The sequence below is a fragment of the Neomoorella carbonis genome (assembly GCF_045278715.1).
In the GTDB taxonomy this organism is placed as follows: domain Bacteria; phylum Bacillota; class DSM-521; order Neomoorellales; family Neomoorellaceae; genus Neomoorella; species Neomoorella carbonis.
On sequence record NZ_CP136420.1, the window covers coordinates 944212 to 966536 of the forward strand.

The window sequence follows — 22325 nt, forward strand, 5'->3', positions numbered from 1 at the left end:
AATATATATAGTATAATCATAAAACGAGAGGAGGAAAAAAGATGGAAATTCGTATTAGCCCGAAAGCGGAACAATATATCAAAGAAAAATCCGATACCATTACCATTAAACTGGAGATGTGCGGCGGTTGAGCTGGACTATCCATTCGTCCTGCCGTGTATGCAGGCGCGCCAGCTGACGTGAAAAACTTTATTGTCCAGCAGCTCAACGGCTTAAAGGTTTACCTGCAAAAAGGGATTAAAGCTTCACGTGGCCTGGATGTGGACCTGGTAGGCTTTGGCCCCTTTAAACAGCTCGTTGTTGATGGAGTGCAAAATTATTAAATTGGGGAGGTAAGAAAATATGAGCAAGCCCGTTAATGTGGATAGCAACGCCTTTGAAGCTGAAGTTCTGTCAGCACCGCTACCGGTGGTAGTTGATTTCTGGGCCGTCTGGTGCGGTCCCTGCCGGATGATGGCCCCGGTGCTGGATCAGCTGGCCGAAGACTACGCTGGCAATGTGAAATTTGCCAAGGTGAACGTCGATGAAAATCAGGAACTGGCAGCCCGCTATGGTATTATGAGCATACCTACCCTGGTTATCTTTAAAGATGGCCGGGAAGTGGGACGGGTCATCGGCTATATGCCCAAGGAAAAGCTAAAGGAACAGCTGGAAGCTGCCATACATTAAGGGGAGATTACATGGCCCGCCAAGCCTTTATTGATGCCAGCATTTGCGACGGCCGGGCCGATTGCCGGGCCATGAGCGCCTGCCCTACTAAATCCTTCCTGCGCGAAGAGGAGAGCGAACCCTGGTTTATTGGCCCTACCTGCCTGGGCTGCGGTCGCTGCCTGCTGGCCTGTGACCGGCAGGCCATCCGCCTGATATAGCAAGGGTCACCGGTGAATTACCGGTGACCCTTGCTGTTTCTTATCAAATTTAACTTTAAGCCGGCAGGCTTTTGTTTAAGTATGTCGAATTATAACCTGGAGGAGGTAGGGAAGATGCTCCGGAAGGTCCGGGTGGAAGACAGCGTGGGGACGGTCCTGGCCCACGACCTGACCAAAATCGTCCCCGGCGAGTTCAAGGGAAGACGATTTAAGAAAGGACATATTATTCAGCCGGAAGATATACCCGAACTGCTGCAAATGGGCAAGGAGCACCTTTATGTCCTGACCCTGGGGCCGGACGAGGTGCACGAAGACGAGGCCGCCATCCGCCTGGCCCGGGCGGCAGCCGGCGACGGCGATCACGGCCTCAAATTTAGCGAGCCCCAGGAAGGCAAGGTAAACCTTATCGCTGCCAGGAACGGCCTGTTGAAGGTAAACCTCCCGGCCCTGCAGCAAGTTAATGAAGGGGCGGAAATCGTCCTGGCCACCCTGCACAACAATTACCCGGTTACGGCAGGCCAGGTGGTGGCCGGCACCAGGCTGATCCCCCTGCTGGCGCCGCGGGCGGTGATTGAAAGGGTAGAAGCCATTTGCCGCCAGGCCGGCGGAATCGTCCGCATAGCCCCCTACCGCCGGTTGCGGGTAGGCTTGATTACCACCGGCAGTGAGGTTTACAAAGGGCGGGTAAAAGACGCTTTTGGCCCGGTGGTCCGGGCCAAGATTGCCAGTTATGGCTCAGAAGTAGAGAGGGAAGAGATCGTACCTGATGACGCTGAGGCGATCCGCCGGGCCATCGCCGCCATGTTAACTGCCGGCATGGAAATGGTGGTGCTGACGGGGGGCATGTCGGTTGATCCCGACGACGTGACGCCGGAAGGGATCCGCCGCAGCGGCGCGGAAGTCGTCACCTACGGCGCCCCGGTGCTGCCGGGAGCCATGTTCATGCTGGCCTACCTGGGGGAGGTGCCTGTTATGGGCCTGCCGGGATGTGTCATGTATTACCGGGCCACCATCTTTGACCTGGTCCTGCCCCGGGTTTTAACGGGGGAACGGCTGCAGCGCAAAGATATAGCCGGGCTGGCGGCCGGGGGCCTCTGCCAGGGCTGCCCGGAATGCCGCTACCCGGCCTGTTCCTTCGGTAAAGGGTAAATCAATTCTCCCGGTAATCGTAGACGCGCCGGGTTTTCTTTTCGCTGCGGGGCAAGGTCCCTAAAGGTACCGCCTCCACGTCGGCCAGGACGCCGATGCGGTTTTTAATCTGGCGCCGGCACTCGGCGGCAACGGCATCGCCCTCATGGCCGGGGAGGTACTCGATCTTTACCAGCAGCCGGTCCTTGCCCTGCTCACGAGTCAAGATGAGCTGGTATTCGCTGCCGGCCCCCGGCGTGAGGTGCAGGACATGGTCGACCTGGCCCGGATATATATTGACGCCCTTAATTTTAACCATGTCATCGGTCCGTCCCAGTACGCGCTCGATCATGGGGAAGGGCGAGCCGCAGGAACAAGCTTCCACCTTCAAGCAGGTAAGGTCGTGGGTGCGGTAGCGCAGTAAAGGCATGCCTTCCTTGGTCAGGGTGGTGATGACCAGTTCTCCCGTTTCGCCAGGCGGCAGCTGCTTGCCCGTTGCCGGGTCAATAATCTCCAGCAGCAGGTGATCGGTCCAGATGTGGATCCCTTCGTGGGCCGGGCAGTCGAGGCCGATGCCGGGGCCGTATATTTCCGTAAGCCCGTATATGTCAAAGGTTTCAATCCCCAGGAGCTCTTCGATGCGCCGGCGCATTTTTTCGCCCCAGCGTTCGGAACCGAGGAGGCCAACCCGCAGGGCCAGCCGGTCCTTCAGGCCCCGGCGCTCGATTTCTTCGCCCAGGAAAAGGGCATAGGAAGCGGTTGCCGTCAGGACGGTGGCCTGGAGGTCGACCAGCATTTCCAGCTGTTTTTCCGTATTGCCGGCACCGGTGGGAATGGCCATGGCGCCCAGATACTCGACCCCGGCCTGGAAACCGATGCCTGCCGTCCAGAGGCCGTAGCCGGGGGTGATCTGCACCCGGTCGCGGTTGGTAACCCCGGCCAGGGCGAAACAGCGGGCCATCATTTCCGCCCAGGCAGCCACGTCACCGGCGGTGTAGGGAATGATAATGGGCTTACCGGTGGTTCCTGATGAGGAATGAATCCGGACGACTTTTTCTTCCGGAACGGCCATCAGTTCCAGGGGCTTGCCGTTGCGCAGCTCCCATTTATCGGTCAGGGGGACCGCCGCCAGGTCGGTTACAGTTCTGATATCTCCCGGCCTGATCCCGGCGGCCGTAAGTTTTGCGCGGTAATAGGGTGAGCTGTCAAAAAGGCGCTGTACCAGGGCTTGCAGGGCCGGAGCCTGCTGCCGGTAGAGTTTTTCGTAATCAAATTGCCCCATAATTACACCTCCAGGGCGCGCCGGCCCAGTTCAAAGGCGCGGCGGTTCATGTCATGGACGCTGGCCGGCAGGAGCTTTAATGCTTCGGCCAGCAGAATATCGGCGGGGAAGGGTAAACCGAAGTTCGCGAGGGCACCAAGCATGACCAGGTTTAAAGTCCTGGGGCTGCCGGCTTCTCTGGCCAGGGCCAGGGCATCCAGGCAGCGGCAGCCGGGCAGGTTGCTTTGCAGGTAGGCCAGGATATCCTCCAGGGGATAGGGGCTGCTCCCCAGGGCGGCCAGGACCGGTATTACCGGTGCCGTAGAGACCAGGGCTCTGCCGCCGGGGCGTAAATACTTTAAGTTGCGGCAGGCCTCGGCCGGCTCCAGGGCCAGGAGGATGTCGGCGGCGCCGTAGGGGATGAGGGGGCCGGCCTCCGACACCCCCAGGCGGACATGGCTGACGACACTGCCCTCCCGCTGGGCCATGCCAATGGTCTCGGCCGTACGTACCGGCAGGCCCGCTGTAACGGCAGCCGAGGCAAGGGCCCGGGAGGCGAGGATTATCCCCTGACCGCCCACACCGGCAATGAGAATATCCATCTAGACCACCTCCTCCATGGCTGCCGCCGGGCATACTTGGGCACAGAGACCGCACCCGGTACAGGTAGGATTAATCATTACTGCGCCGTCAGCCGGTACCAGGGCCGGGCAGCCCAGTTCGTCAATACAGGTACGGCAGCCGGTGCAGGCGTCGGCATTGACCCGGTAGCGGGTGGCAGGTCTGGCTATCTGGGGGCAGGGGTGACGGAGGATCACCACCGCCGGTCCGGGAGCAGCCAGGGCCTGGCGGGCAACTGCCATGGCGGCCTCCAGGTCCAGGGGATCGGCGGTGAGGACTGTTTCTACACCGCAGGCCCGGGCCACCCGGGCGATATCAACGGCCCGCTGCCCGGTGCCGGCGGCCAGTCCCGGGTGTGACTGGTGCCCGGTCATGGCGGTGGTCTCATTGTCGAGCACGACGACTACCAGGGGTGTCTGCTGGTGGACGGCATTGACCAGGGGCGGCAGGCCGGCGTGGAAAAAGGTCGAATCCCCGATAAAGGCTACCAGCCTGGTGCCGGGCTGGACCCGGACCAGGCCCTGGGCCAGGCCTAAACTTGCTCCCATGCACAGGCAGGTATCCATAGCGCTTAAGGGTGGCGCTGCTCCCAGGGTATAGCAGCCGATGTCACCGGTAAAAATTACTTCCTGATTCCGGGCCGCCTGTTTAAAGGCATAGAAGGAGCCCCGGTGGGGGCAACCGGCGCAGAAAAGGGGCGGCCGCGCCGGTAAAGGCGGCAGCGCCGGGAGGCCGGGGGCCGGGTTTTCCTGCTCCAGCTTTAAGAAGCGGACCAGGGCTGCGGCTACCCTGCCGACGTTAAATTCGCCTTCCCGGGGCAGGTAGCCATCATGTTTGCCAGACAGTTCTACCGGGAGGCGGTGGCGCCAGGCCAGGCTGATGACCTGGTCTTCGACAACCGGCTCCTGCTCTTCGACGATGAGGACCCTTTCCATGCGGCTTAAAAAGTCTTTTACCGGTTCTTCCGGCAGGGGGTAGGGGGTGCCGATTTTTAGCAGGGATAGTTTTACTCCCAGGCGTTTCAGCGCTTCGGTAACGTAAAAGTAAGAAGGGCCGCCGGCAATGACCCCCACAGGGCCTTCCAGTTGAGCGGCATTAAAGGGGCTGGCCGCAAACTCGGCCCGCGCCCGGTCCTGCTGTTTATTCAACCAGACATGCTGGCGGGCCGCCAGGGACGGCATGATGACCCAGCGGGGATCTTTAACAAACCCCGGCACCGGCGGCCGCGGCTGGATGGTACCCACCTCCACTTCCTGGCAGGCGTGGCTGACGCGGGTAGTGGGGCGGACGATGACGGGGAGGTTTAAGGTTTCTGAAAGGGTGAAGGCGTATTTAGTCATTGCATAAGCTTCCCGGGGACAGGAGGGGTCCAGGACGGGCAGCTTGGCGAAGCGGGCGAATAGGCGCGTGTCCTGCTCCGTCTGGGAACTGTGGGGGCCGGGATCGTCGGCAACCACCAGAACCAGGCCGCCTTTGACACCGATGTAGGCCAGGCTCATGACGGCATCGGCAGCGACGTTTAGGCCCATCTGCTTCATGCTCACCAGGGCCCGGGCGCCGGCATAGGCAGCCCCGGCGGCAATTTCCACGGCGACCTTCTCATTGACCGACCATTCGGTGTACACTCCTGCTTCCGGGCCGAAATGCATCAGCGTAGCCATTATTTCGGAAGCCGGGGTGCCGGGATAAGAAGTAGCCACCCGGATGCCGGCCTCCAGGGCTCCCCGGGCGATGGCTTCATTACCCATGAGCAATACTGGCATGGTTTCTCTCTCCTTTGGAGACTAAAAGGCACAAAAAACCGGGCCGCAGCCCGGTTATAGCTTGCCAGCTATCCTCGGCTCTGCTAGGCTGATCAGGCTGAACTAAGCTCCCAGCTTAAAAAATTGTTTAAAAAAAGTATAGCATATCGCCTGGCGGCGGTCCAGCCGAAATTTCAGCCTGCTTTATGACGACGAACCGGGAGGGGAGCTGGGGACAAAAAAATGCCGTTCCGAGAGGAACGGCCAGAGTTCGGCCGCCGGTGGGTAACCGGCGGCTTGGGAGAGGAGAAACCGGAGGAAGAGCTCATGGGGGAGGGTTAATAAAATAACCCTAAGCTCTTCATGGTAAATCTGGAAATCAGATTTACCAGTTAATATTATGACTGCCGGCGGGAAAGTTTATACATATCCAGGAAAAATTTTTTACATAGCAAGCTGGATAGTGGAAGGTAAAGGGGCATTTCATGCTATAATAACTGCAGTGAGGGGATTTTATGTTAAGAATAATTGCCGGCCAGGCCCGCGGTCGCCGTTTACTTACCCCAAAGGGCCGCCATACTCGCCCGACCAGTGACCGGGTACGGGAGGCCATGTTCAATATCCTGGGAGCACGGGTTATTGACAGCCTCTTCCTGGATCTTTTTGCCGGATCGGGGGCGGTGGGGTTGGAAGCTTTGAGCCGTGGAGCCAGGGAGGCCGTTTTCGTGGAAAATAACCGCCAGGCCCTGGCTTGCCTGAACGCCAACCTGGCCGCAACTGGCTTTAAAGATAAGGCTCAAATCATAGCCGCCGATGCCCGCCGGGCCCTGGCGGAATTGAGCGGGCGAGACCTGGCCTTCGACCTAATTTATATCGATCCACCTTACCACGAGGGGTGGGGTGATATAATCTTGCCGGCAGTTGTTCCTTTGCTGTCACCGGATGGCCTGGCTGTCCTGGAAACGGCAACTTCTGAAGCGGCACCGGAGATCGCCGATATGGTATTGATGGCCAGGAGGGTTTATGGTGATACAGCTTTAAATTTCTATCAAACAAAGGGCAGGAGGGCTTGCTGATGGAGTTCATGACCCTGATTGAGGAAATGGAAAAATTGATCGAAAAGAGTCCCCATATTCCCCTGACAGGCAGGGTTTTCCTTGACGGCGACCTGTTCCTTGATTACCTGGACCGGTTGCGGACGGCATTGCCCGAGGAAGTACGCCAGGCCCAGTGGATACGCCAGGAGAAGGAGCGTTTGCTGGAAGAAGCCCGCCTGAAGGCCCAGAGCCTTCTGGCCGAAGCGGAGAAGCGGGCAGAAATGATGGCCGGGGAAAACGAGCTGGTCCGAAAAGCCAGGGCCCAGGCCACCGAAATTATAGCCCGCGCTCAGCACCTGGCGGAAGAAATGAAGTCCGGGGCTTTAAGTTATGCCGATGGCCTTCTGGGCCAGCTGGAGGCGAGCTTAAATCAGGCCCTCACCCAGGTGCGCCAGGGCCGCCAGGAACTCCAGGCCTATCCGTCTGGGGGAAGTGCGGGCCGGGAAGCGGCAGCAACGGCACCGGAAAAAACGGAGCATCAGGACCGCCGGTAGAGGAAGTAGCGGGCGCTTAATCCCAGTCCGGCCAGGAGAAAAAGGATGGTCATCAGGATAAAGGCAAACCCTGTATAATGTAACCATAATGTAAACCATGGCGCCCTGGGGACCAGGGCTATTTCCGGGGCCAGCAAGAGCAGGACGGGCCGGGCCGGCCCCTGGCAGAGCCGGACCAGCACGGCAGCGAGGAAGCCGTGGAGGAGGCGGGCGACGATAAAGGGCCCCAGGCGTAAATCAGTTTGGCTGACCATGGCCGCCACCTGGCCGAGTATAGAGAGCCCGGCCCAGCCCATAATGAGGCTGATAGTCACCAGCTGCTCGGTTATCGGGATGGCTGCTTCGCTGGCAAATTTGGCGCCCATGGTCATTTCAAAAAGGCCGGCGGCCATGGCCAGGGATGCCTCGCGGCTTAAACCGAACGGATGGCCGACAGAAAGGAGGAGCCTGGCCAGTGGTTCCAGCAGGCCCAGGATGGTTGCCACCTGGATGATGACGCTAAATAAGATAATAAAACCGCCGATGGTAATCAGGGTCAGGAAGGAACGGTTGACGGCATCCCCCAGGAGCTGGCCCAGGGGGCGACCGTCTCTCTGCTGGGCCTGGAGCATAGCCTGCCAGGCCCGCCGGGGTAAAGCCAGGAGGGGGTAGCTTGCCGGGGGTGAGGCCGGTTGGCGGAAACCATAAAAGCGAAACAATATACCCAGGCAGAAGTTGGCCCCGTAATGGGCGCCGGCCAGGACTGGGCCCAGAGCCGGGTTATCGAGCATGCCTACAGCTACGGCTCCCAGCATAAAGAGGGGGCTGGCGTTGTTGGTAAAGCAAATTAACCTTTCCCCCTCAACCCTGGTAACCAGGCCCTGCTGGCGCAATTGGGCTGTAAGCATGGCACTGATGGGGGAACCGGAAGTGTACCCCATAGCCATGACAAAGGCGCCGCTTCCCGGTACATTAAAAAGGGGCCGCATAACCGGTTCCAGGAGTACGCCCAGGAAATGAACTATGCCAAGGCCCATAAAAAGCTGGGATATTATAAAGAAAGGAAGCAGAGCCGGAACGACAATTTCCCACCAGGCCTTAAGGCCGCGCAGAGCCGCCTGGAAAACCGGCTGGGGGAATAAGATAATGGCCAGGGCCAGGACCGTCACGGCGACGGCGGTCAGGATGGGTCCCAGGCCCCTGGTAATGATAAGTACCTGGTGGCGCACGGGGGTCACCTCGAAGGGACATCCTGTTATGCAATATACGCGGCAGCCGGTATTTTAGAAGTAAACTTGTTGGCAGAAACTAAAACAATTGTGAACACATTAACAATGGTATTGACTTTTCCCAGACAAAAAGTACTATATGTAGTTAGTGGCAAATATATACAGGAGGTACTAATATATGAAGATTTTAGTCTTAAACTGTGGTAGTTCTTCAGTTAAATACCAGCTTTTCGATATGGCCCATGAGCGGGTCCTGGCCCGGGGGCTCGTGGAAAGGATCGGTATACCCGGTTCAGTGCTGACCCACCGTCCGGCCGGTAAAGATAAACTGGTGCGTGAAGCAGAGATTCCTGATCACAAGGTGGCCATACGCCTTTGCTTGGAAGCTTTAACCGATCCTCAATATGGCGTCATAAAGGATTATAACGAAATAGGGGCAGTGGGGCACCGGATTGTTCACGGTGGTACCTTTCCCCATTCCGTCCTGGTTGATGCTTCCACGAAAAAAGCCATTGGCGAATTAGAAGCGCTGGCACCATTACATAATGGTCCGGCCCTCCGGGGGATTGAAGCCTGTGAAGCTATTTTGCCTCATACTCCCCAGGTAACGGTTTTTGATACTGCGTTTCATCAGAGCATGCCTGATTATGCCTATACCTACAGTTTACCTTACGAGCTCTGCCAGAAATACTTGATTCGTCGTTACGGTGCCCATGGTACTTCCCACCAGTATGTTGCCCTGAGGGCTGCTGACCTGGTTGGTAGGCCGCTGGCAGAATTAAAAGTAATTACCTGCCACCTCGGTAACGGCTCCAGTATTACCGCTATCAAAGATGGCAAATCGTGGGATACCAGCATGGGCTTTACTCCCCTGGCGGGCCTGACCATGGGTACCCGCTGCGGCGATATTGACCCGGCCATTGTTACCTTCCTCATGGAAAAGGAAGGTTTTACGCCGGCTGAAATGGACAACCTCATGAACCGCCAGTCAGGTGTGCTGGGAGTTTCCGGGGTGAGCAGCGATTTCCGGGATATTGAAGCCGCCATGGCCGCCGGCAATGAGCGTGCTCGCCTGGCGTGGGATATCTTTGTCCACACCGCGAAAAAATACATTGGCGCCTATGCGGCTGTTTTAAACGGCCTTGATGTCCTGGTGTTTACGGCCGGGTTGGGAGAAAATTCTCCTGCGGTCCGGGAAGCCATCTGCCGGGATATGGATTACCTGGGGATCAAGATCGATCCCGAAGAAAACCAGGTCCGGGGCCAGGAAAGGGATATTACCGCCCCCGGGGCCAGGGTACGCACCTTTGTTATTCCCACCAACGAAGAATTAATGATCGCCCGAGAAACCATGGCCCTTGTCCAGGCCGGTTGACACCCGGCCGGCCTTTCCGGTATAATCTACACGGTGAATGTGGTGAAAATTGGCGTCAGCGATTTAAAAGCCAGGCCGGGCGACGAACTCGAATTTAAAGCCCAGGAAAAGTGGTCCTATTTAGCTACGGCTACCGGCAACATACCTATCGTATCTCCGGTACGTGTGGGCGGTACGGTTACCAATACCGGGAAGATCCTGCTTGTTAAAGGACAGGTAGCCACCACCCTGGAATTAACCTGTGATCGCTGCCTGGAAAAGTACAGGTATCCTATAGTGGCAGCCCTGGAAGAAGAATATGCCGGGGCGGCCGCAGCTCAAACCGTGGCTGGGGAAGAAGGGGAGCCTGTTGAAGTGCGGCCCCTGGAAGGAGATTTTATCGACTTAAAGCCGGCGGTAGAAGAAGCCCTTATCCTGGCGCTGCCCATGAAATGGCTTTGCCGGGAAATATGCCGGGGCCTGTGTCCCCATTGCGGCCAGAATTTAAATGAGGGACAGTGCCAGTGCGATACCCGGCCAGTTGACCCGCGTCTGGCTGTATTAGGAGAATTGCTACGTAAAAGGGAAGGAGAGAACTAGCTTGGGAGTACCGAAAAGAAGAGTTTCCAAGGCCCGGAAAAATAAGCGCCGCTCCATCTGGAGCCAGATGACCCCTCCCTCCTTGGTGGAATGTCCCCAGTGTCATCAGTTAAAGCTCAACCACCGGGTCTGCCCCAGGTGTGGTTACTACAAGGGGCGGGAAGTTATCAAAGCAGCAGAGCAATAAAATTTTTGATAAACGGCAGCCGGCAGTTATTGCCGGCTTTTTTTTGCTTGCATAAATCTGCCATAACCATTATACTAATACTATGGCCTGGTAATATTATTTGGTACCAGGTATGAGGTGAGATTTTTGGTACGCCGGAAAGGCAACAAGGAAGAGCGCCAGGAGGCCCTGCGCCGCTACCTGCGCAACAACCCTTTCGCCACCGATGAAGAGCTGGCGGAAAAATTTAAAGTCAGCATACCCACCATACGCCTGGACCGCCTGGCCCTGGGGATCCCCGAGGTCCGGGAGCGCATCATGGCCATGGCCCGGGAAGCCAGGTCGCGGATGCGGGGGGTGACGGCGGAAGAGCTGGTGGGTGATCTGGTGGAACTGCAACCGGGAATAATGGGCATTTCTATCCTGGAGGTCACCCCCCAGATGCTGGTTCAGCCGGCCGGCGTTGCCCGCGGCCATTATCTTTTTGCCCAGGCCCATTCCCTGGCCCTGGCGACTGCCGGAGCCGAGGTCGTCCTTACCAGCAGCGCCAGGGTGCGCTACCGGCGGCCGGTATATGCCGGCGAGAGGGTTATTGCCAGGGCCATGGTCAAGGTTAAAAAGGATTCAACCTGCCTGGTATCAGTTCATTCCCGGGTTAATGGGGAGATTGTCTTTAAAGGCCAGTTTATAATTATAACTCCGGAGAATATAAAAGGAAGCCAGCGTGAGGCGCCGACAATCTAATACGGAGGCGGGACTGATTGCAAATAGCCGTTGATGCTATGGGGGGCGATCATGCTCCCGGGGAAATTGTCCGGGGAGCGGTGGCCGCTGCCAGGGAAAAGATAGCCGATATTATCCTGGTAGGAGATAAAAGGCGGTTGGAACCGGAACTTAACCCCTTACATCCCCCCGCCAATTTAGAAATTGTCCATACCGAACAGGTTGTGGCCATGGATGAACAGCCGGCCCTGGCGCTGCGGCGCAAGCGGGAAGCATCAATAATAGTCGCTACCCGTCTGGTCAAAGAAGGGCGGGCGGCAGCCGTTGTTTCGGCGGGCAGTACCGGGGCCCAGATGGCAGCAGCCCTCCTGATTTTAGGCCGCAGCGGCAAAATCCAGCGACCGGCCATTGCCACCATTATCCCTACCCTAAAAGGGCCCAAACTTTTACTCGACGCCGGGGCGAATGTCGACTGCCGGCCCGAACACCTCTATGAGTTTGCTTTAATGGGCAATGTTTATGCGGCCAGGGTAATGGGTATCCGCGAGCCCCGGGTGGGAATGCTCAATATCGGCACCGAAGCTTGCAAGGGAAATGAACAGACCCTGGGAGCTTATAACCTGTTAAAGGATGCGCCCTTAAATTTTATCGGCAATATTGAAGGCCGGGATATTTTAGCCGGCGACACGGATGTCATCGTCTGCGACGGGTTTGTAGGTAATGTTCTGTTGAAATTTGGTGAAGGGATGGCCCAGGCCCTCTTTACCATGATCGGTCGGGAAATTAAAAACAGCTTCCGGGCCAGGCTCGGGGCGGCTCTGGTATTACCTGCTTTACGAGGCTTGAAAAAACAAGTGGATTATACCGAATACGGCGGTGCTCCCCTCCTGGGCGTCCAGGGCGTTAGCATCATCTGCCACGGTAGTTCCAACGCCCGGGCCATAAAAAACGCCATTAAGGTCGCCGTTCGCTGTGTCGAACAGGGACTGGTAACAGGTTTGGGGCAGTTACCGGGTTTGAGCGGTGACGGGGAGGTAGTTAAATGCCAGCCCTATTAAGGCCCGTCGGTATTGTCGGGACGGGGTCCTGCCTGCCGGAACGCGTCCTGACCAATACCGAACTGGAGCAGATGGTGGATACAAGCGATGAATGGATTCGCACCCGGACCGGTATCCGGGAACGGCGGATAGCAGATCAGGATACAGCTGCTTCCGACCTGGCCGTCCCGGCGGCGGCAAGAGCCCTGGCCATGGCCGGGCTACCGGCAGAAGCTGTGGATTTAATTATTGTTGCTACCGTAACTCCTGATACCCTTTTTCCGGCTACGGCCTGCCTGGTTCAGGAGCGCCTGGGAGTTAAGGGCGGCGCCGCCTTTGACCTTTCAGCCGGCTGCAGCGGTTTTATCTATGCCCTGGCAGCCGCCAGCCAGTTTATAGCTACCGGGGTTTACCAGACGGCCCTGGTGATCGGTGTCGAGATTCTGAGTAAGATTATCAACTGGCAGGACCGCAGTACCTGCGTCCTCTTTGGGGACGGCGCCGGCGCTGTTGTCCTCCGGGCCGTGCCTCCGGGGGAAGGCATCCTGGGCCTGCACCTGGGAGCCGATGGTGGCGGGGGTTCCCTTCTCACCCTCCCGGCGGGAGGATCGCGCCTGCCGGCCAATTCCAGTACCGTCGAGAAGCATCTGCATACCATCCATATGAACGGGCCGGAAGTGTTCAAATTTGCTGTACGGGTCATGGGAGAGGCTTCCCTGAAGGCCCTGGAGCAGGCGGGTTTAAGAAAAGAAGAGGTAGACTTTTTAATTCCCCACCAGGCCAACATGCGCATTATCGAAGCAGCCACCAAACGCCTGGGCCTGGCGCGGGAGAAGGTTTACGTCAATCTAGACCGTTATGGTAATATGTCCAGCGCTTCCATCCCGGTGGCCCTGGATGAAGCCTGCCGGGAAGGCAGGCTAAAGCGCGGCGATAAAGTAGTGCTGGTGGCCTTTGGCGCCGGCCTCACGTGGGGGGCCGCCGTATTGAGTTGGAGCCTGACAAGCCCGGAAAGGAGTTGAGTTTTATGCTGCGGACTGCCCTTTGCGATCTCCTGGGGATTACCTATCCTATTATCCAGGGCGGCATGGCCTGGGTAGCTACCGGCGAGCTGGCGGCAGCAGTTTCCGCGGCCGGTGGTCTGGGGATTATTGGTGCCGGCAATGCGCCGCCGGAAGCAGTACGCCAGGAGATTCGCAAGGTGCGGGAACGGACAGACCGCCCCTTCGGTGTTAATATTTACTATATGTCACCCTATGTGGAAGAACTCATTGATCTGGTCTGCGCCGAAAAGGTGCCGGTGGTTACAACCGGTGCCGGCAATCCCGGCAAACACCTGCCCAAATTAAAGGCCGCCGGCGTTAAAGTAATCCCGGTAGTAGCTTCCGTGGCCCTGGCGAAAAGGCTGGAACGGCTGGGGGTGGATGCCCTGGTAGCCGAAGGTATGGAGTGCGGCGGCCATATCGGGGAAATCGCCACCATGCCTCTGGTGCCCCAGATTGTTGATGCTGTACATATTCCCGTAATTGCCGCCGGCGGGATTGCCGACGGCCGCGGCCTGGCGGCAGCCCTGGCCCTGGGGGCGGCCGGCGTACAGATGGGGACCCGCTTTATCTGCGCCGAGGAGTGTACCGTCCATCCTAATTATAAAGAGGCTGTCTTAAAGGCCGGGGACCGGGACGCCGTCGTTACCGGCATGCCGGGGCACTATGTCCGGGTGCTGAAAAATAAATTAACCCGGCAGTTTGAAGAGCTGGCCGCCCGGGGTGCCTCCTGGGAAGAGATGGACCGCCTGGGTGCCGGCAAGCTTCGGGCGGCGGTCGAAGGCGATGTGGAGTACGGCTCCCTCATGGCCGGCCAGAGTGCGGCCCTGGTGCGGGAAATCAAACCCGCAGCGGCGATAATTGAAGAAGTAATGGCTGAAGCAGAAGCGATCATCTCCCGCCTCGGCAAGCTGGTGAGGTAAAAATATCTTCGGAGGAGTTCTTTATGTCAGGCATAGTCTTTGTCTTCCCCGGCCAGGGGTCCCAGTATGTAGGTATGGGGCAGGAGCTGGCCGAACGGTATCCTGAGGCAGCTGCCGTCTTTCAAGAAGCTGAAGCCGCTCTGGGGTGGCCGGTGGATAAACTCTGCTTTACAGGGCCGGCGGAAGAACTCACCCGGACGGAAAATACCCAGCCGGCAGTGCTGACGGTAAGCATTGCCTGCTACCGCGTCCTGGAGGCCCACGGGCTCAGGCCCGGGGCAGTAGCCGGCCACAGCCTGGGGGAGTACAGCGCCCTGGTGGCAGCCGGCAGCCTTACCTTTAGCGAAGCAGTCAAGCTGGTGGCCAAACGGGCGCAGCTAATGGCCACGGCTGTACCGGCAGGCCGGGGCGGTATGGTGGCCGTGCTGGGCCTGGAAGCAGAAAAAGTAGCCGCTCTCTGCCGGGAGGTAAAGGAAGGCATAGCCGAAGCGGCAAACTTCAACGCCCCGGGACAGGTGGTAGTTGCCGGTGACCGCGAGGGGCTTGCGGCCCTATCTTCCCTGGCTAAAGAAGCAGGAGCTAAAAGGGTAGTACCCCTCCAGGTGAGCGGCCCCTTCCATTCCAGCCTGATGGCACCGGCAGCCCGGGAACTGGCTGCTGTTTTAAACCAGGTTCCCCTGGCCGATCCCCTGGTGCCCCTGGTAAGCAATGTAACGGCCGGCTATGTTTACACAGCAGCCCAGGTCAGGGAGAATCTGATTAAGCAGGTAGCCAGCCCGGTGCGCTGGGAGGAGAGTGTCCGCCGCCTGCTGGCCGATGGTTACCGCACTTTTATCGAAGTAGGACCGGGCAATGTTTTAAGCGGGCTCATCAAGCGCATCGACCGCCAGGCTACCATCAGCCAGGTAGAAAATATTCAGACGCTGGATAAAACCCTTGCTTTACTTCAGGAGGCTAAATAAAATGGAATTGCAGGATCAGGTAGCAATTGTCACCGGAGCCTCCCGGGGGATAGGCCGGGCTACGGCCCTGCGTCTGGCCAGGGCCGGTGCCAGGGTGGTGGTCAATTATGTCCACCAGGCTGAGGCGGCGGCAGAGGTAGTGGCCGCTATCGAGGAGGGCGGTGGCCAGGCCATTGCCGTTGCCGCTGATGTGGGCGATTACGAAGCGGCCAGGAATTTAATCCAGGCAGCCCTGGATCATTTTGGCCGGCTGGATATCCTGGTCAACAATGCCGGTATAGCCCGGGATAACCTGGCGGCCCGCTTGAAACCGGAAGACTGGGCTGCCGTTCTCCAGACCAACCTGACCGGAGTTTTCAATTGCTGCCAGGCCGCCTTGAAGCCAATGCTCCGCCAGCGCCAGGGACGGATTATTAACCTGACTTCGGTCGTAGGCCTGCGCGGTAATGCCGGCCAGGTGAATTATGCCGCAGCCAAGGCCGGGGTTATCGGTTTTACCAAAGCCCTGGCTAAAGAGGTGGCCTCGCGGGGCATCCTGGTCAATGCCGTCGCTCCGGGTTTTATCACTACGGAAATGACAGCGGCTTTAAACGAGGCGGCCCGGGAAGAATTTTACCGCCATATACCCCTGGGGCGCCCCGGCGAGCCGGAAGAAGTAGCCGAGGTAATTTTTTTCCTGGCTTCGCCAGGGGCCAGGTATATTACCGGTCAGGTGCTTACTGTTGACGGGGGGTTAACCCTGGCCCTGTAAGCAGGTTTAACCAAGGGAAGGAGGTGAGGCCAGTGGAGGTTTTTGAAAAGATCAGGGCTATTGTGGCTGAACAGCTCGGGGTCGAGGAAGACGAAATTACGATGGAAACTTCCTTTGAAGATTTAAATGCCGATTCCCTGGATATCGTGGAACTTATCATGGCCCTGGAAGAGGAATTTGACCTGGAAATTCCCGACGAAGATGCTGAAAAGCTGACGACAGTAGGGGCCGCGGTAGCCTATATAAAAGAACATACCAGCAAGTAAAACCTGAAAAGGAAGTCCCGTGCTTCAACGGGACTTCCCCTTAGAATGGGGGATAGCTTTGCAAAAGCGTGTCGTCATAACCGGCCTGGGAGCCATCACCCCTGTGGGTACCGGAAAAGATAAATTCTGGCAGGCCCTGGTGGCGGGACAGCCGGGCATTGGCCCCATTACCCGCTTTGATGCCGGGGAAATGGCCGTCCGTTTTGCCGGTGAAGTAAAAGATTTTGACCCGGGAGCCTTCTTTGATCGCAAAGAAGCCCGGCGCATGGATCGTTTTACCCAATATGCGGTAGCTGCAGCCCGCATGGCGGTAGAAGACGCAAAGCTCGACCTGGAAAAGGAGGACCGGGACCGGATAGGGGTTATCTTTGCCACGGGTATCGGTGGTATGGAAACCTTTGAAGAACAAACCCGGGTTCTCCTGGAAAAAGGCCCCAACCGGGTCAGCCCCTTTTTTGTCCCCATGATGATCGCCAATATGGCCGCCGGGCAAATCTCTATTAATTTAGGTGTCCGCGGGGTAAACTTTACGGTAGTCAATGCCTGTGCTTCCGGGGCCAATGCCATCGGTGAGGCCTTCCGCACCCTGCAGCGGGGCGATGCTGATGTAATTATCACCGGTGGCAGCGAGGCCAGTGTAACTCCCCTGACCGTGGCCGGCTTTGCTGCCATGAAGGCGCTGTCCACCCGCAATGAAGAGCCGGAAAAGGCCAGCCGCCCCTTTGACCGGGGCCGGGATGGCTTTGTCCTGGGCGAGGGCGCGGGGGTAATGATCCTGGAAACCCTGGAACATGCTGCAGCCCGGGGCGCCCGCATCTACGCGGAAGTGGCCGGCTATGGTTGCACGGCCGATGCCTATCATATTACGGCCCCGGCCCCCGATGGAGCAGCGGCCAGCCGCGCCATGGCCCTGGCCCTCCAGGATGCAGGTTTACAGCCGGCGGATATTGATTACATCAATGCCCACGGTACTTCTACCGAGCTAAACGACCGCCAGGAAACCCAGGCCATTAAAAAAGTCTTTGGTGACCATGCGTACCGGCTTGCCGTCAGTTCGACCAAGTCAATGACGGGACATCTCCTGGGGGCTGCCGGGGCCATTGAGCTGGTGGCAACGGCTCTGACCGTTTACACCGGTGTCATCCCACCGACCATTAATTATGAAGAGCCCGACCCCGACTGCGACCTGGACTATGTACCCAATGTAGCCAGGGAGCGGCAGGTTAGGGCGGCTATTTCCAATTCCTTTGGCTTCGGTGGTCATAACGTCACCGTGGTGCTGCGCAAAATATAGCCTGGGCTAACGGCAGACAACTGCCGGCTTCTTGCCTCAGGCTTTCAATAAAAGGCGGGTTAAAAAATTGGATAACAAAAGACGGGAACAGCTGCAGCAGTTTTTACACCGTTTTCACCTGGATATTGACGGGCTGGAAAGTCTAAATACGGCCCTGACCCATCCGACCTACGCCTATGAACACCAGCTTTCCCATGACAACCAGCGGCTGGAGTTCCTGGGTGATGCCGTCCTGGGGCTGGTGATTACTACCTATCTTTACCGGGAATTTCCCCACCTGCCGGAAGGGGATTTGACCCGCATGCGGGCGGCCATTGTCTGTGAGGCGAGCCTTGCTAAAGTTGCCCGGCAGATCGATCTGGGTGAATTGCTCCTTCTGGGGCAGGGAGAAGAAAACAGCGGGGGCCGCCAGCGCTCTTCCAACCTGGCCGATGCCCTGGAAGCAGTGATTGGGAGCCTCTACCTGGCCGGGGGGTTAAAAACGGCTCAGGATTTTATCCTGCAGATTTTTACCCCTGCCCTGGAGGTACTTAAAGATACCAGCGTCATTGACAGCAAGTCGGCCCTGCAGGAGTTGATCCAGAAACGGGGACCGGACAATGTGACCTATAAAATTTTGGAAGAATGGGGACCGGACCACGCCAAGCATTATAAGGCCGGCGTATTTTTCCAGAACCGCCTCCTGGCTACCGGCGAAGGGCACAGCAAGAAAGAGGCCGAACAGGAAGCCGCCCGGGCCGCCCTGGCATTAATAAAGATCCGGGAATAATTTGCAATTTAATTTTTTCAGTTCATTCTTTCAGGAAGGAATTGGTGGCTCTTATGTCGAATAACATATGGGTTCAAAGGGCGGTAAAGATAGGGAGGAGGAAGAAATGGAGGTCCTAAAAGTTTCGGCCCAGTCCAATCCTAAAGCCGTAGCTGGAGCCCTGGCAGCTGTCTTCCGTCAATACGGTAAGGCCGAAGTCCAGGCCGTTGGAGCAGGAGCCGTTAACCAGGCCGTCAAGGCCATAGCCATTGCCCGGGGTTTTATTGCCCCCAATGGTATCGACCTGGTAATGATCCCTGCTTTTACTGAAATTAATATTAATGGTGAAGAAAGAACCGCAATTAAATTTATTGTCGAACCCCGCTGAGGGTCACGGCAAACTGCTCTCCGAGCAGTTTTCTTTATTTATTTTTGGAGGCCGAAATGTATCTTAAGGTTGTGGAGATCCAGGGTTTCAAGACCTTTGTCGACCGGGTTAAACTGGAGTTTGGCCCCGGTTTAACGGCCATTGTCGGGCCTAACGGCAGCGGCAAAAGCAACATTGTCGATGCCATTCTCTGGGTCCTGGGCGAACAGAGCGCCAGGACTTTACGCGGGGCGCGCATGGATGACGTGATCTTCGCCGGTAGTGAAAAACGGCGGCCGGTGGGTATGGCGGAAGTAACTTTACACCTCGATAACAGCGATGGCAGCCTGCCCCTGGCGTACCAGGAAATAGCCGTTACCCGGCGTTTTTTTCGCTCCGGTGAGGGCGAGTATTATATCAACAAGGTTCCCTGCCGGTTGCGGGATATCCAGGAGCTGTTCTTAGACACCGGTTCCGGCCGGGGGAGCCTGGCCATTGTCGGCCAGGGCCGCCTGGAAGAGATCCTCTCCGCCCGGCCGGAGGAGCGGCGGGCGGTACTCGAGGAGGCGGCCGGCATTGCCCGCTACCGCTGGCGCAAAAAAGAAGCGGAGCAGCGCCTGGAAGGTGTCGAGCAAGATTTATTACGTTTAAATGATTTAATTGCCGAGCTGAAGGAACAGCTGGGGCCGGCAGCGGCCGAAGCGGTCCGGGCGCGGCGTTACCAGAAATTAAGCCGGATTTTACAACTTGTGGAATTGATCCTCAAGGCCGGGGAAATGGAAGAAACCAGGCGCCGCCGCCAGCGCAGCCAGGAACGTTTACAGGCCCTAGCGGCCGCCGTGGAGGAGATGAAGGCTCTAGAACAGCAGCTCCAGGAAAAAGCGGGGGAACTGCAGGAACAGCAGCAGAGGTACCTGGCCGAGAGGCAACATTACCAGCAAGAACTGCAAAGTTTAAGGGAACGGCTGGTCAGTACCCGGGGGGAAATAAACCTGGTCCGGGAAAAGCTGGCCGAACTGGCCCGGCAGCAGGAGGAAGATTCTAAGCGGCAGCGGCAGCTGGAGGAGGAAAAAGCCAGTTTAGCAGCCGCCCTGGCCGCGCTGACCCGGGAAAGGGAGGAGAACAATCAGGAGCAGGCCCGGCTGGAGCAGGAGATAATAAAAGGCCGGGAGGAACAGGAAAAACTCCAGGCGGAAGCCCGGGAGCTGGCCGCAGCGATGGAAAAAGTAAGGAACAACCTCTTTCAAGTAGCCCATGAACGGGCCGGCTGTCGCAATGAACTGGTGCGCCTGGAGGAAAAGCGGGCGGCTATAGAACGGCTATTAGAGCACAAACGGCGCCAGCTCCAGGAATGGCAACAGGAAAGGGAGCACTTACTGGATCACCTGCGGGCCGGGCAGAAACAGCTGCAGCATTTGGAAGAGGAACTAAAAAGGCTGGAAGAGAAAAAGGCCGGCCTGGAAATAGAGCTGCAGCTAAAGGAGGAAGAACTCGCCGCCTGCGAAAAGGAACTGGCCGGCTGGAAAGAACGTCAACGTGCCCTGGCCGTACAATTAAAGGTTTTACGTCAATCCCAGGCCGACTATGAAGGTTTCGCGGAAGGCGTGAAGTTTATCCTGCAGGCAAGGAAGAGGGGTGAAGCTGCCTGTGCCGGTATCCTGGGAGTAGTGGTAGAAAAGCTGGCGGTACCGGCCGAACTCACCCGGGCCGTAGAAGTAGCCCTGGGCGGGGCGGCCCAGCAGGTCCTGGTACGGACGGCGGCCGAAGCGGAAGCAGTTATCCAGTTCCTTAAAGCCCGGGGCCGGGGGCGGGTCACCATCTTGCCCCTGGCATGGCTGGAGCCGCGCCGGTGGCCGGCCTGGGCCGGTTGGGTTTTAAAAGAGCCCGGCGTCCTGGGGATAGCGGCCAATCTTGTCCAGTGCGAGGCGGAAGTACGACCGGCGGTGGAATACCTCCTCGGACAAGTCCTGATCGTAGACGACATCCGCCGCGCCGTGGCTCTGGGGGAGCGCCTCCGGCCGCCCGTGCGCCTGGTCACCCTGGAAGGGGAAGTAATCCAGCCCCGGGGACCTGTAACGGGCGGGGTTGCCAGGCAGCAGGGCGGTTATCTCCAGCGGCGCCTTGCTATCCAGCAAGGTGAGGCCGAACTGGCCAACCTGGCAACTAGAATAAAGCAGGCCCAGGAGCAGCAGGAACAGCTGCAAAAAATGTTGGCCGGGAACCGGCAGGAGTACCATGAGGTGACAGAAGGGCTTCTTACCTGCCGGGGCCGGCTCCATAATCTACTGCAGCGCCTGAGCGAGCGGAAAGAAGACCTGGCCCGCCTGGAGGAAAAGATTGCCGTCCTTGAGGAAGAGCTGGCCCAGAGCACCGGCGGTTCCCTGGACCTGGGCAAAGAGCGGGCGGAAAAGCAAGAGCTTCTGGACCGGCTGGCAGACCTGGAAGGCCAGTTAAACCTCCAGTTGAGCGGCCTCCAGGAACGAGCGGCGGCTTGCCAGCAGCAGATCGCTTCCTGCCGGCAGGAACTGGCTGTCAATGAAGCCCGCCTCCAGGCCTTGGTCAACGCCCGGGAACAGTTAAATCTCCGGGAAAGGGAACTGGCCCGGCAGCAGGAAAAATGGCAGCGGCAACAGGAAGAACTGGCTGCCCGCAGGGCGCCGGCAGCAGCCCTGGAAAATGACCTTAGAGCCAACCTGGAAAAGCTGGCCGGGGAAGAAGACCGGCTCCAGGAGGCCTGCCGGCAGGCCGTGGCAATATTGGCGCGCCTGGAAGACGAATCCTCTGCCCGGGTTGGCAGGCAGGAAGAACTGGCCCGGGAACTGGATAGGCTACAGGCGCGGAAAGATAAAACGCTCGCCCGCCGGCAGCAGGAAGAGATCAATTTAGCCCGCCTGGAAACGACCCTGGCCGCCGGTCTCGCCGAGCTGGAGGAACGCTTTGGTCCACAGTGGGAAGCGGAATTGCAAAAACCCCGGCCTCACCTGCAAAAAAGAGCGGCGGCTGTACGGGAACTCATAAAGGAAAGGCTGGTAAGCTTAGGGGAAGTTAACCCCGGAGCCATTGAGGCTTACGAACGCTTAAAGGCCCGTGTTGATGAACTGGAGCAACAGAAAAAGGACCTGGAGGAAGGCCGGGCGGCCCTGCACCAGGTAATTAACGAGATGGAGCGGTTAATGGCCCGGCAGCTCAAAGCCACCCTGGCCGCGGTCCAGGAACACTTTGCCGCCATCTTTCAGGAACTTTTCGATGGCGGTGAAGCCCGCCTGGAGCTGACCGGCAGCCAGGATATCCTGACTGCCGGCCTGGAGATCGTTGCCCGGCCGCCGGGCAAGAAGCCCCAGCACCTGGCCCTTCTCTCGGGCGGGGAAAAGGCCCTGACGGTGGTGGCCTTTATCTTCGCTCTGTTAAAGGTCAAACCCAGCGCTTTTTGTATCTTTGATGAGGTGGACACGGCCCTGGATGAAGCCAATGTGGAGCGCTTTGCCCGGATGTTGCGCCAGTTTTCCGCCCGGACCCAGTTTATCGTCATCACCCACCGCCAGGGCACTATGGCCGCTGCCGACGTCCTTTACGGTGTGACCATGACGGAACAAGGCGTCTCCCGCCTCGTTTCGGTACGGCTGGAGCAACTTCCGGCTTAAACACAGAGAAGCCCCGCCCGTTCTGGCCGG

At 58.1% G+C, this 22325-nt stretch carries 24 protein-coding genes; 20 read left to right on the top strand and 4 right to left on the bottom strand.

The genetic code is table 11. The features are described from left to right. The first annotated feature begins 41 nt into the window (after nt 1–41). The 4 genes from MCACP_RS04890 (at nt 42) to MCACP_RS04905 (ending at nt 2018) form a co-directional block, all read left to right on the top strand. Entirely contained in the window at nt 42–323 is a 282-nt protein-coding gene (locus tag MCACP_RS04890) for a CC/Se motif family (seleno)protein (RefSeq protein WP_269085188.1), read from the top strand. Nucleotides 324–342: 19 nt separating this feature from the next. Continuing rightward, nucleotides 343–669, top strand: coding sequence for a thioredoxin (trxA, locus tag MCACP_RS04895; protein ID WP_406678262.1), 327 nt, complete (start codon nt 343–345; stop codon nt 667–669). An 11-nt stretch (nt 670–680) separates the two neighbouring features. Beyond that, the gene (locus MCACP_RS04900) at nt 681–869 is read left to right on the top strand and encodes a hypothetical protein (protein WP_406678263.1); all 189 of its coding nucleotides are present in this window, start codon (nt 681–683) and stop codon (nt 867–869) included. A 114-nt stretch (nt 870–983) separates the two neighbouring features. Continuing rightward, nucleotides 984–2018, top strand: coding sequence for a molybdopterin-binding protein (locus tag MCACP_RS04905; RefSeq protein WP_406678264.1), 1035 nt, complete (start codon nt 984–986; stop codon nt 2016–2018). Between the two features lies 1 nt (nt 2019). Here MCACP_RS04905 and MCACP_RS04910 read toward each other — a convergent pair whose 3' ends face one another. The 3 genes from MCACP_RS04910 to iorA are packed head-to-tail and all read right to left on the bottom strand — an operon-like array spanning nt 2020 to nt 5642. Then, complete coding sequence (locus tag MCACP_RS04910; protein WP_406678265.1) at nt 2020–3279, bottom strand: phenylacetate--CoA ligase; 1260 nt, start codon at nt 3277–3279, stop codon at nt 2020–2022. Between the two features lie 2 nt (nt 3280–3281). Next, the gene (locus MCACP_RS04915) at nt 3282–3860 is read right to left on the bottom strand and encodes an indolepyruvate oxidoreductase subunit beta (RefSeq protein WP_406678266.1); all 579 of its coding nucleotides are present in this window, start codon (nt 3858–3860) and stop codon (nt 3282–3284) included. After that, nucleotides 3861–5642 carry an indolepyruvate ferredoxin oxidoreductase subunit alpha gene (gene iorA / locus MCACP_RS04920; protein ID WP_406678267.1) on the bottom strand — a complete coding sequence of 594 codons (1782 nt, stop codon included), beginning with the start codon at nt 5640–5642 and terminating at the stop codon, nt 3861–3863. Between the two features lie 494 nt (nt 5643–6136). Here iorA and rsmD point away from each other — a divergent pair, with 494 nt between their 5' ends. After that, complete coding sequence (rsmD, locus tag MCACP_RS04925) at nt 6137–6697, top strand: 16S rRNA (guanine(966)-N(2))-methyltransferase RsmD (RefSeq protein ID WP_406678268.1); 561 nt, start codon at nt 6137–6139, stop codon at nt 6695–6697. After that, on the top strand, nt 6697–7212 hold the full coding sequence (locus MCACP_RS04930; protein ID WP_406678269.1) for an ATPase: 516 nt from the start codon (nt 6697–6699) through the stop codon (nt 7210–7212). Before rsmD ends, MCACP_RS04930 begins: the two co-directional genes overlap by 1 nt. On the opposite strand, the gene ylbJ is transcribed toward MCACP_RS04930, so the two are convergent. Further along, on the bottom strand, nt 7197–8429 hold the full coding sequence (gene ylbJ, locus MCACP_RS04935) for a sporulation integral membrane protein YlbJ (RefSeq protein WP_406678270.1): 1233 nt from the start codon (nt 8427–8429) through the stop codon (nt 7197–7199). The genes MCACP_RS04930 and ylbJ overlap by 16 nt on opposite strands. A 169-nt stretch (nt 8430–8598) precedes the next feature. Here ylbJ and MCACP_RS04940 point away from each other — a divergent pair, with 169 nt between their 5' ends. From MCACP_RS04940 to smc, 14 genes are all read left to right on the top strand, one after another. Next, complete coding sequence (locus MCACP_RS04940) at nt 8599–9795, top strand: acetate/propionate family kinase (protein ID WP_406678271.1); 1197 nt, start codon at nt 8599–8601, stop codon at nt 9793–9795. 33 nt (nt 9796–9828) lie between these two features. After that, complete coding sequence (locus tag MCACP_RS04945) at nt 9829–10374, top strand: YceD family protein (RefSeq protein ID WP_406678272.1); 546 nt, start codon at nt 9829–9831, stop codon at nt 10372–10374. A gap of 1 nt (nt 10375) precedes the next feature. Further along, entirely contained in the window at nt 10376–10561 is a 186-nt protein-coding gene (gene rpmF / locus MCACP_RS04950; protein WP_406678273.1) for a 50S ribosomal protein L32, read from the top strand. Between the two features lie 126 nt (nt 10562–10687). Next, a complete protein-coding gene (gene fapR, locus MCACP_RS04955; protein WP_406678274.1) occupies nt 10688–11284 on the top strand; it encodes a transcription factor FapR in 597 nt (198 codons plus the stop codon). A 17-nt stretch (nt 11285–11301) separates the two neighbouring features. After that, nucleotides 11302–12321 (top strand): phosphate acyltransferase PlsX, encoded by a 1020-nt coding sequence (gene plsX, locus MCACP_RS04960; protein WP_406678275.1) that lies wholly within the window; start codon nt 11302–11304, stop codon nt 12319–12321. Further along, nucleotides 12306–13322, top strand: a complete 1017-nt coding sequence (locus MCACP_RS04965; protein ID WP_406678276.1) for a beta-ketoacyl-ACP synthase III — start codon at nt 12306–12308, stop codon at nt 13320–13322. Before plsX ends, MCACP_RS04965 begins: the two co-directional genes overlap by 16 nt. Before the next feature lie 5 nt (nt 13323–13327). After that, nucleotides 13328–14266 (top strand): enoyl-[acyl-carrier-protein] reductase FabK, encoded by a 939-nt coding sequence (gene fabK / locus MCACP_RS04970; protein WP_406678278.1) that lies wholly within the window; start codon nt 13328–13330, stop codon nt 14264–14266. Between the two features lie 23 nt (nt 14267–14289). Next, on the top strand, nt 14290–15228 hold the full coding sequence (gene fabD / locus MCACP_RS04975; RefSeq protein WP_406678279.1) for an ACP S-malonyltransferase: 939 nt from the start codon (nt 14290–14292) through the stop codon (nt 15226–15228). 1 nt (nt 15229) lies between these two features. Then, a complete protein-coding gene (gene fabG / locus MCACP_RS04980) occupies nt 15230–15979 on the top strand; it encodes a 3-oxoacyl-[acyl-carrier-protein] reductase (RefSeq protein WP_406678280.1) in 750 nt (249 codons plus the stop codon). A gap of 32 nt (nt 15980–16011) precedes the next feature. Then, nucleotides 16012–16245, top strand: coding sequence for an acyl carrier protein (gene acpP / locus MCACP_RS04985; RefSeq protein ID WP_062282528.1), 234 nt, complete (start codon nt 16012–16014; stop codon nt 16243–16245). 58 nt (nt 16246–16303) lie between these two features. After that, a complete protein-coding gene (gene fabF / locus MCACP_RS04990) occupies nt 16304–17539 on the top strand; it encodes a beta-ketoacyl-ACP synthase II (RefSeq protein WP_406678682.1) in 1236 nt (411 codons plus the stop codon). A 67-nt stretch (nt 17540–17606) separates the two neighbouring features. Continuing rightward, nucleotides 17607–18308, top strand: coding sequence for a ribonuclease III (rnc, locus tag MCACP_RS04995; RefSeq protein ID WP_406678281.1), 702 nt, complete (start codon nt 17607–17609; stop codon nt 18306–18308). Between the two features lie 106 nt (nt 18309–18414). Next, nucleotides 18415–18675, top strand: a complete 261-nt coding sequence (locus tag MCACP_RS05000; RefSeq protein ID WP_141264240.1) for a stage V sporulation protein S — start codon at nt 18415–18417, stop codon at nt 18673–18675. 56 nt (nt 18676–18731) lie between these two features. Continuing rightward, complete coding sequence (smc, locus tag MCACP_RS05005; protein WP_406678282.1) at nt 18732–22295, top strand: chromosome segregation protein SMC; 3564 nt, start codon at nt 18732–18734, stop codon at nt 22293–22295. Nucleotides 22296–22325 lie beyond the last annotated feature (30 nt).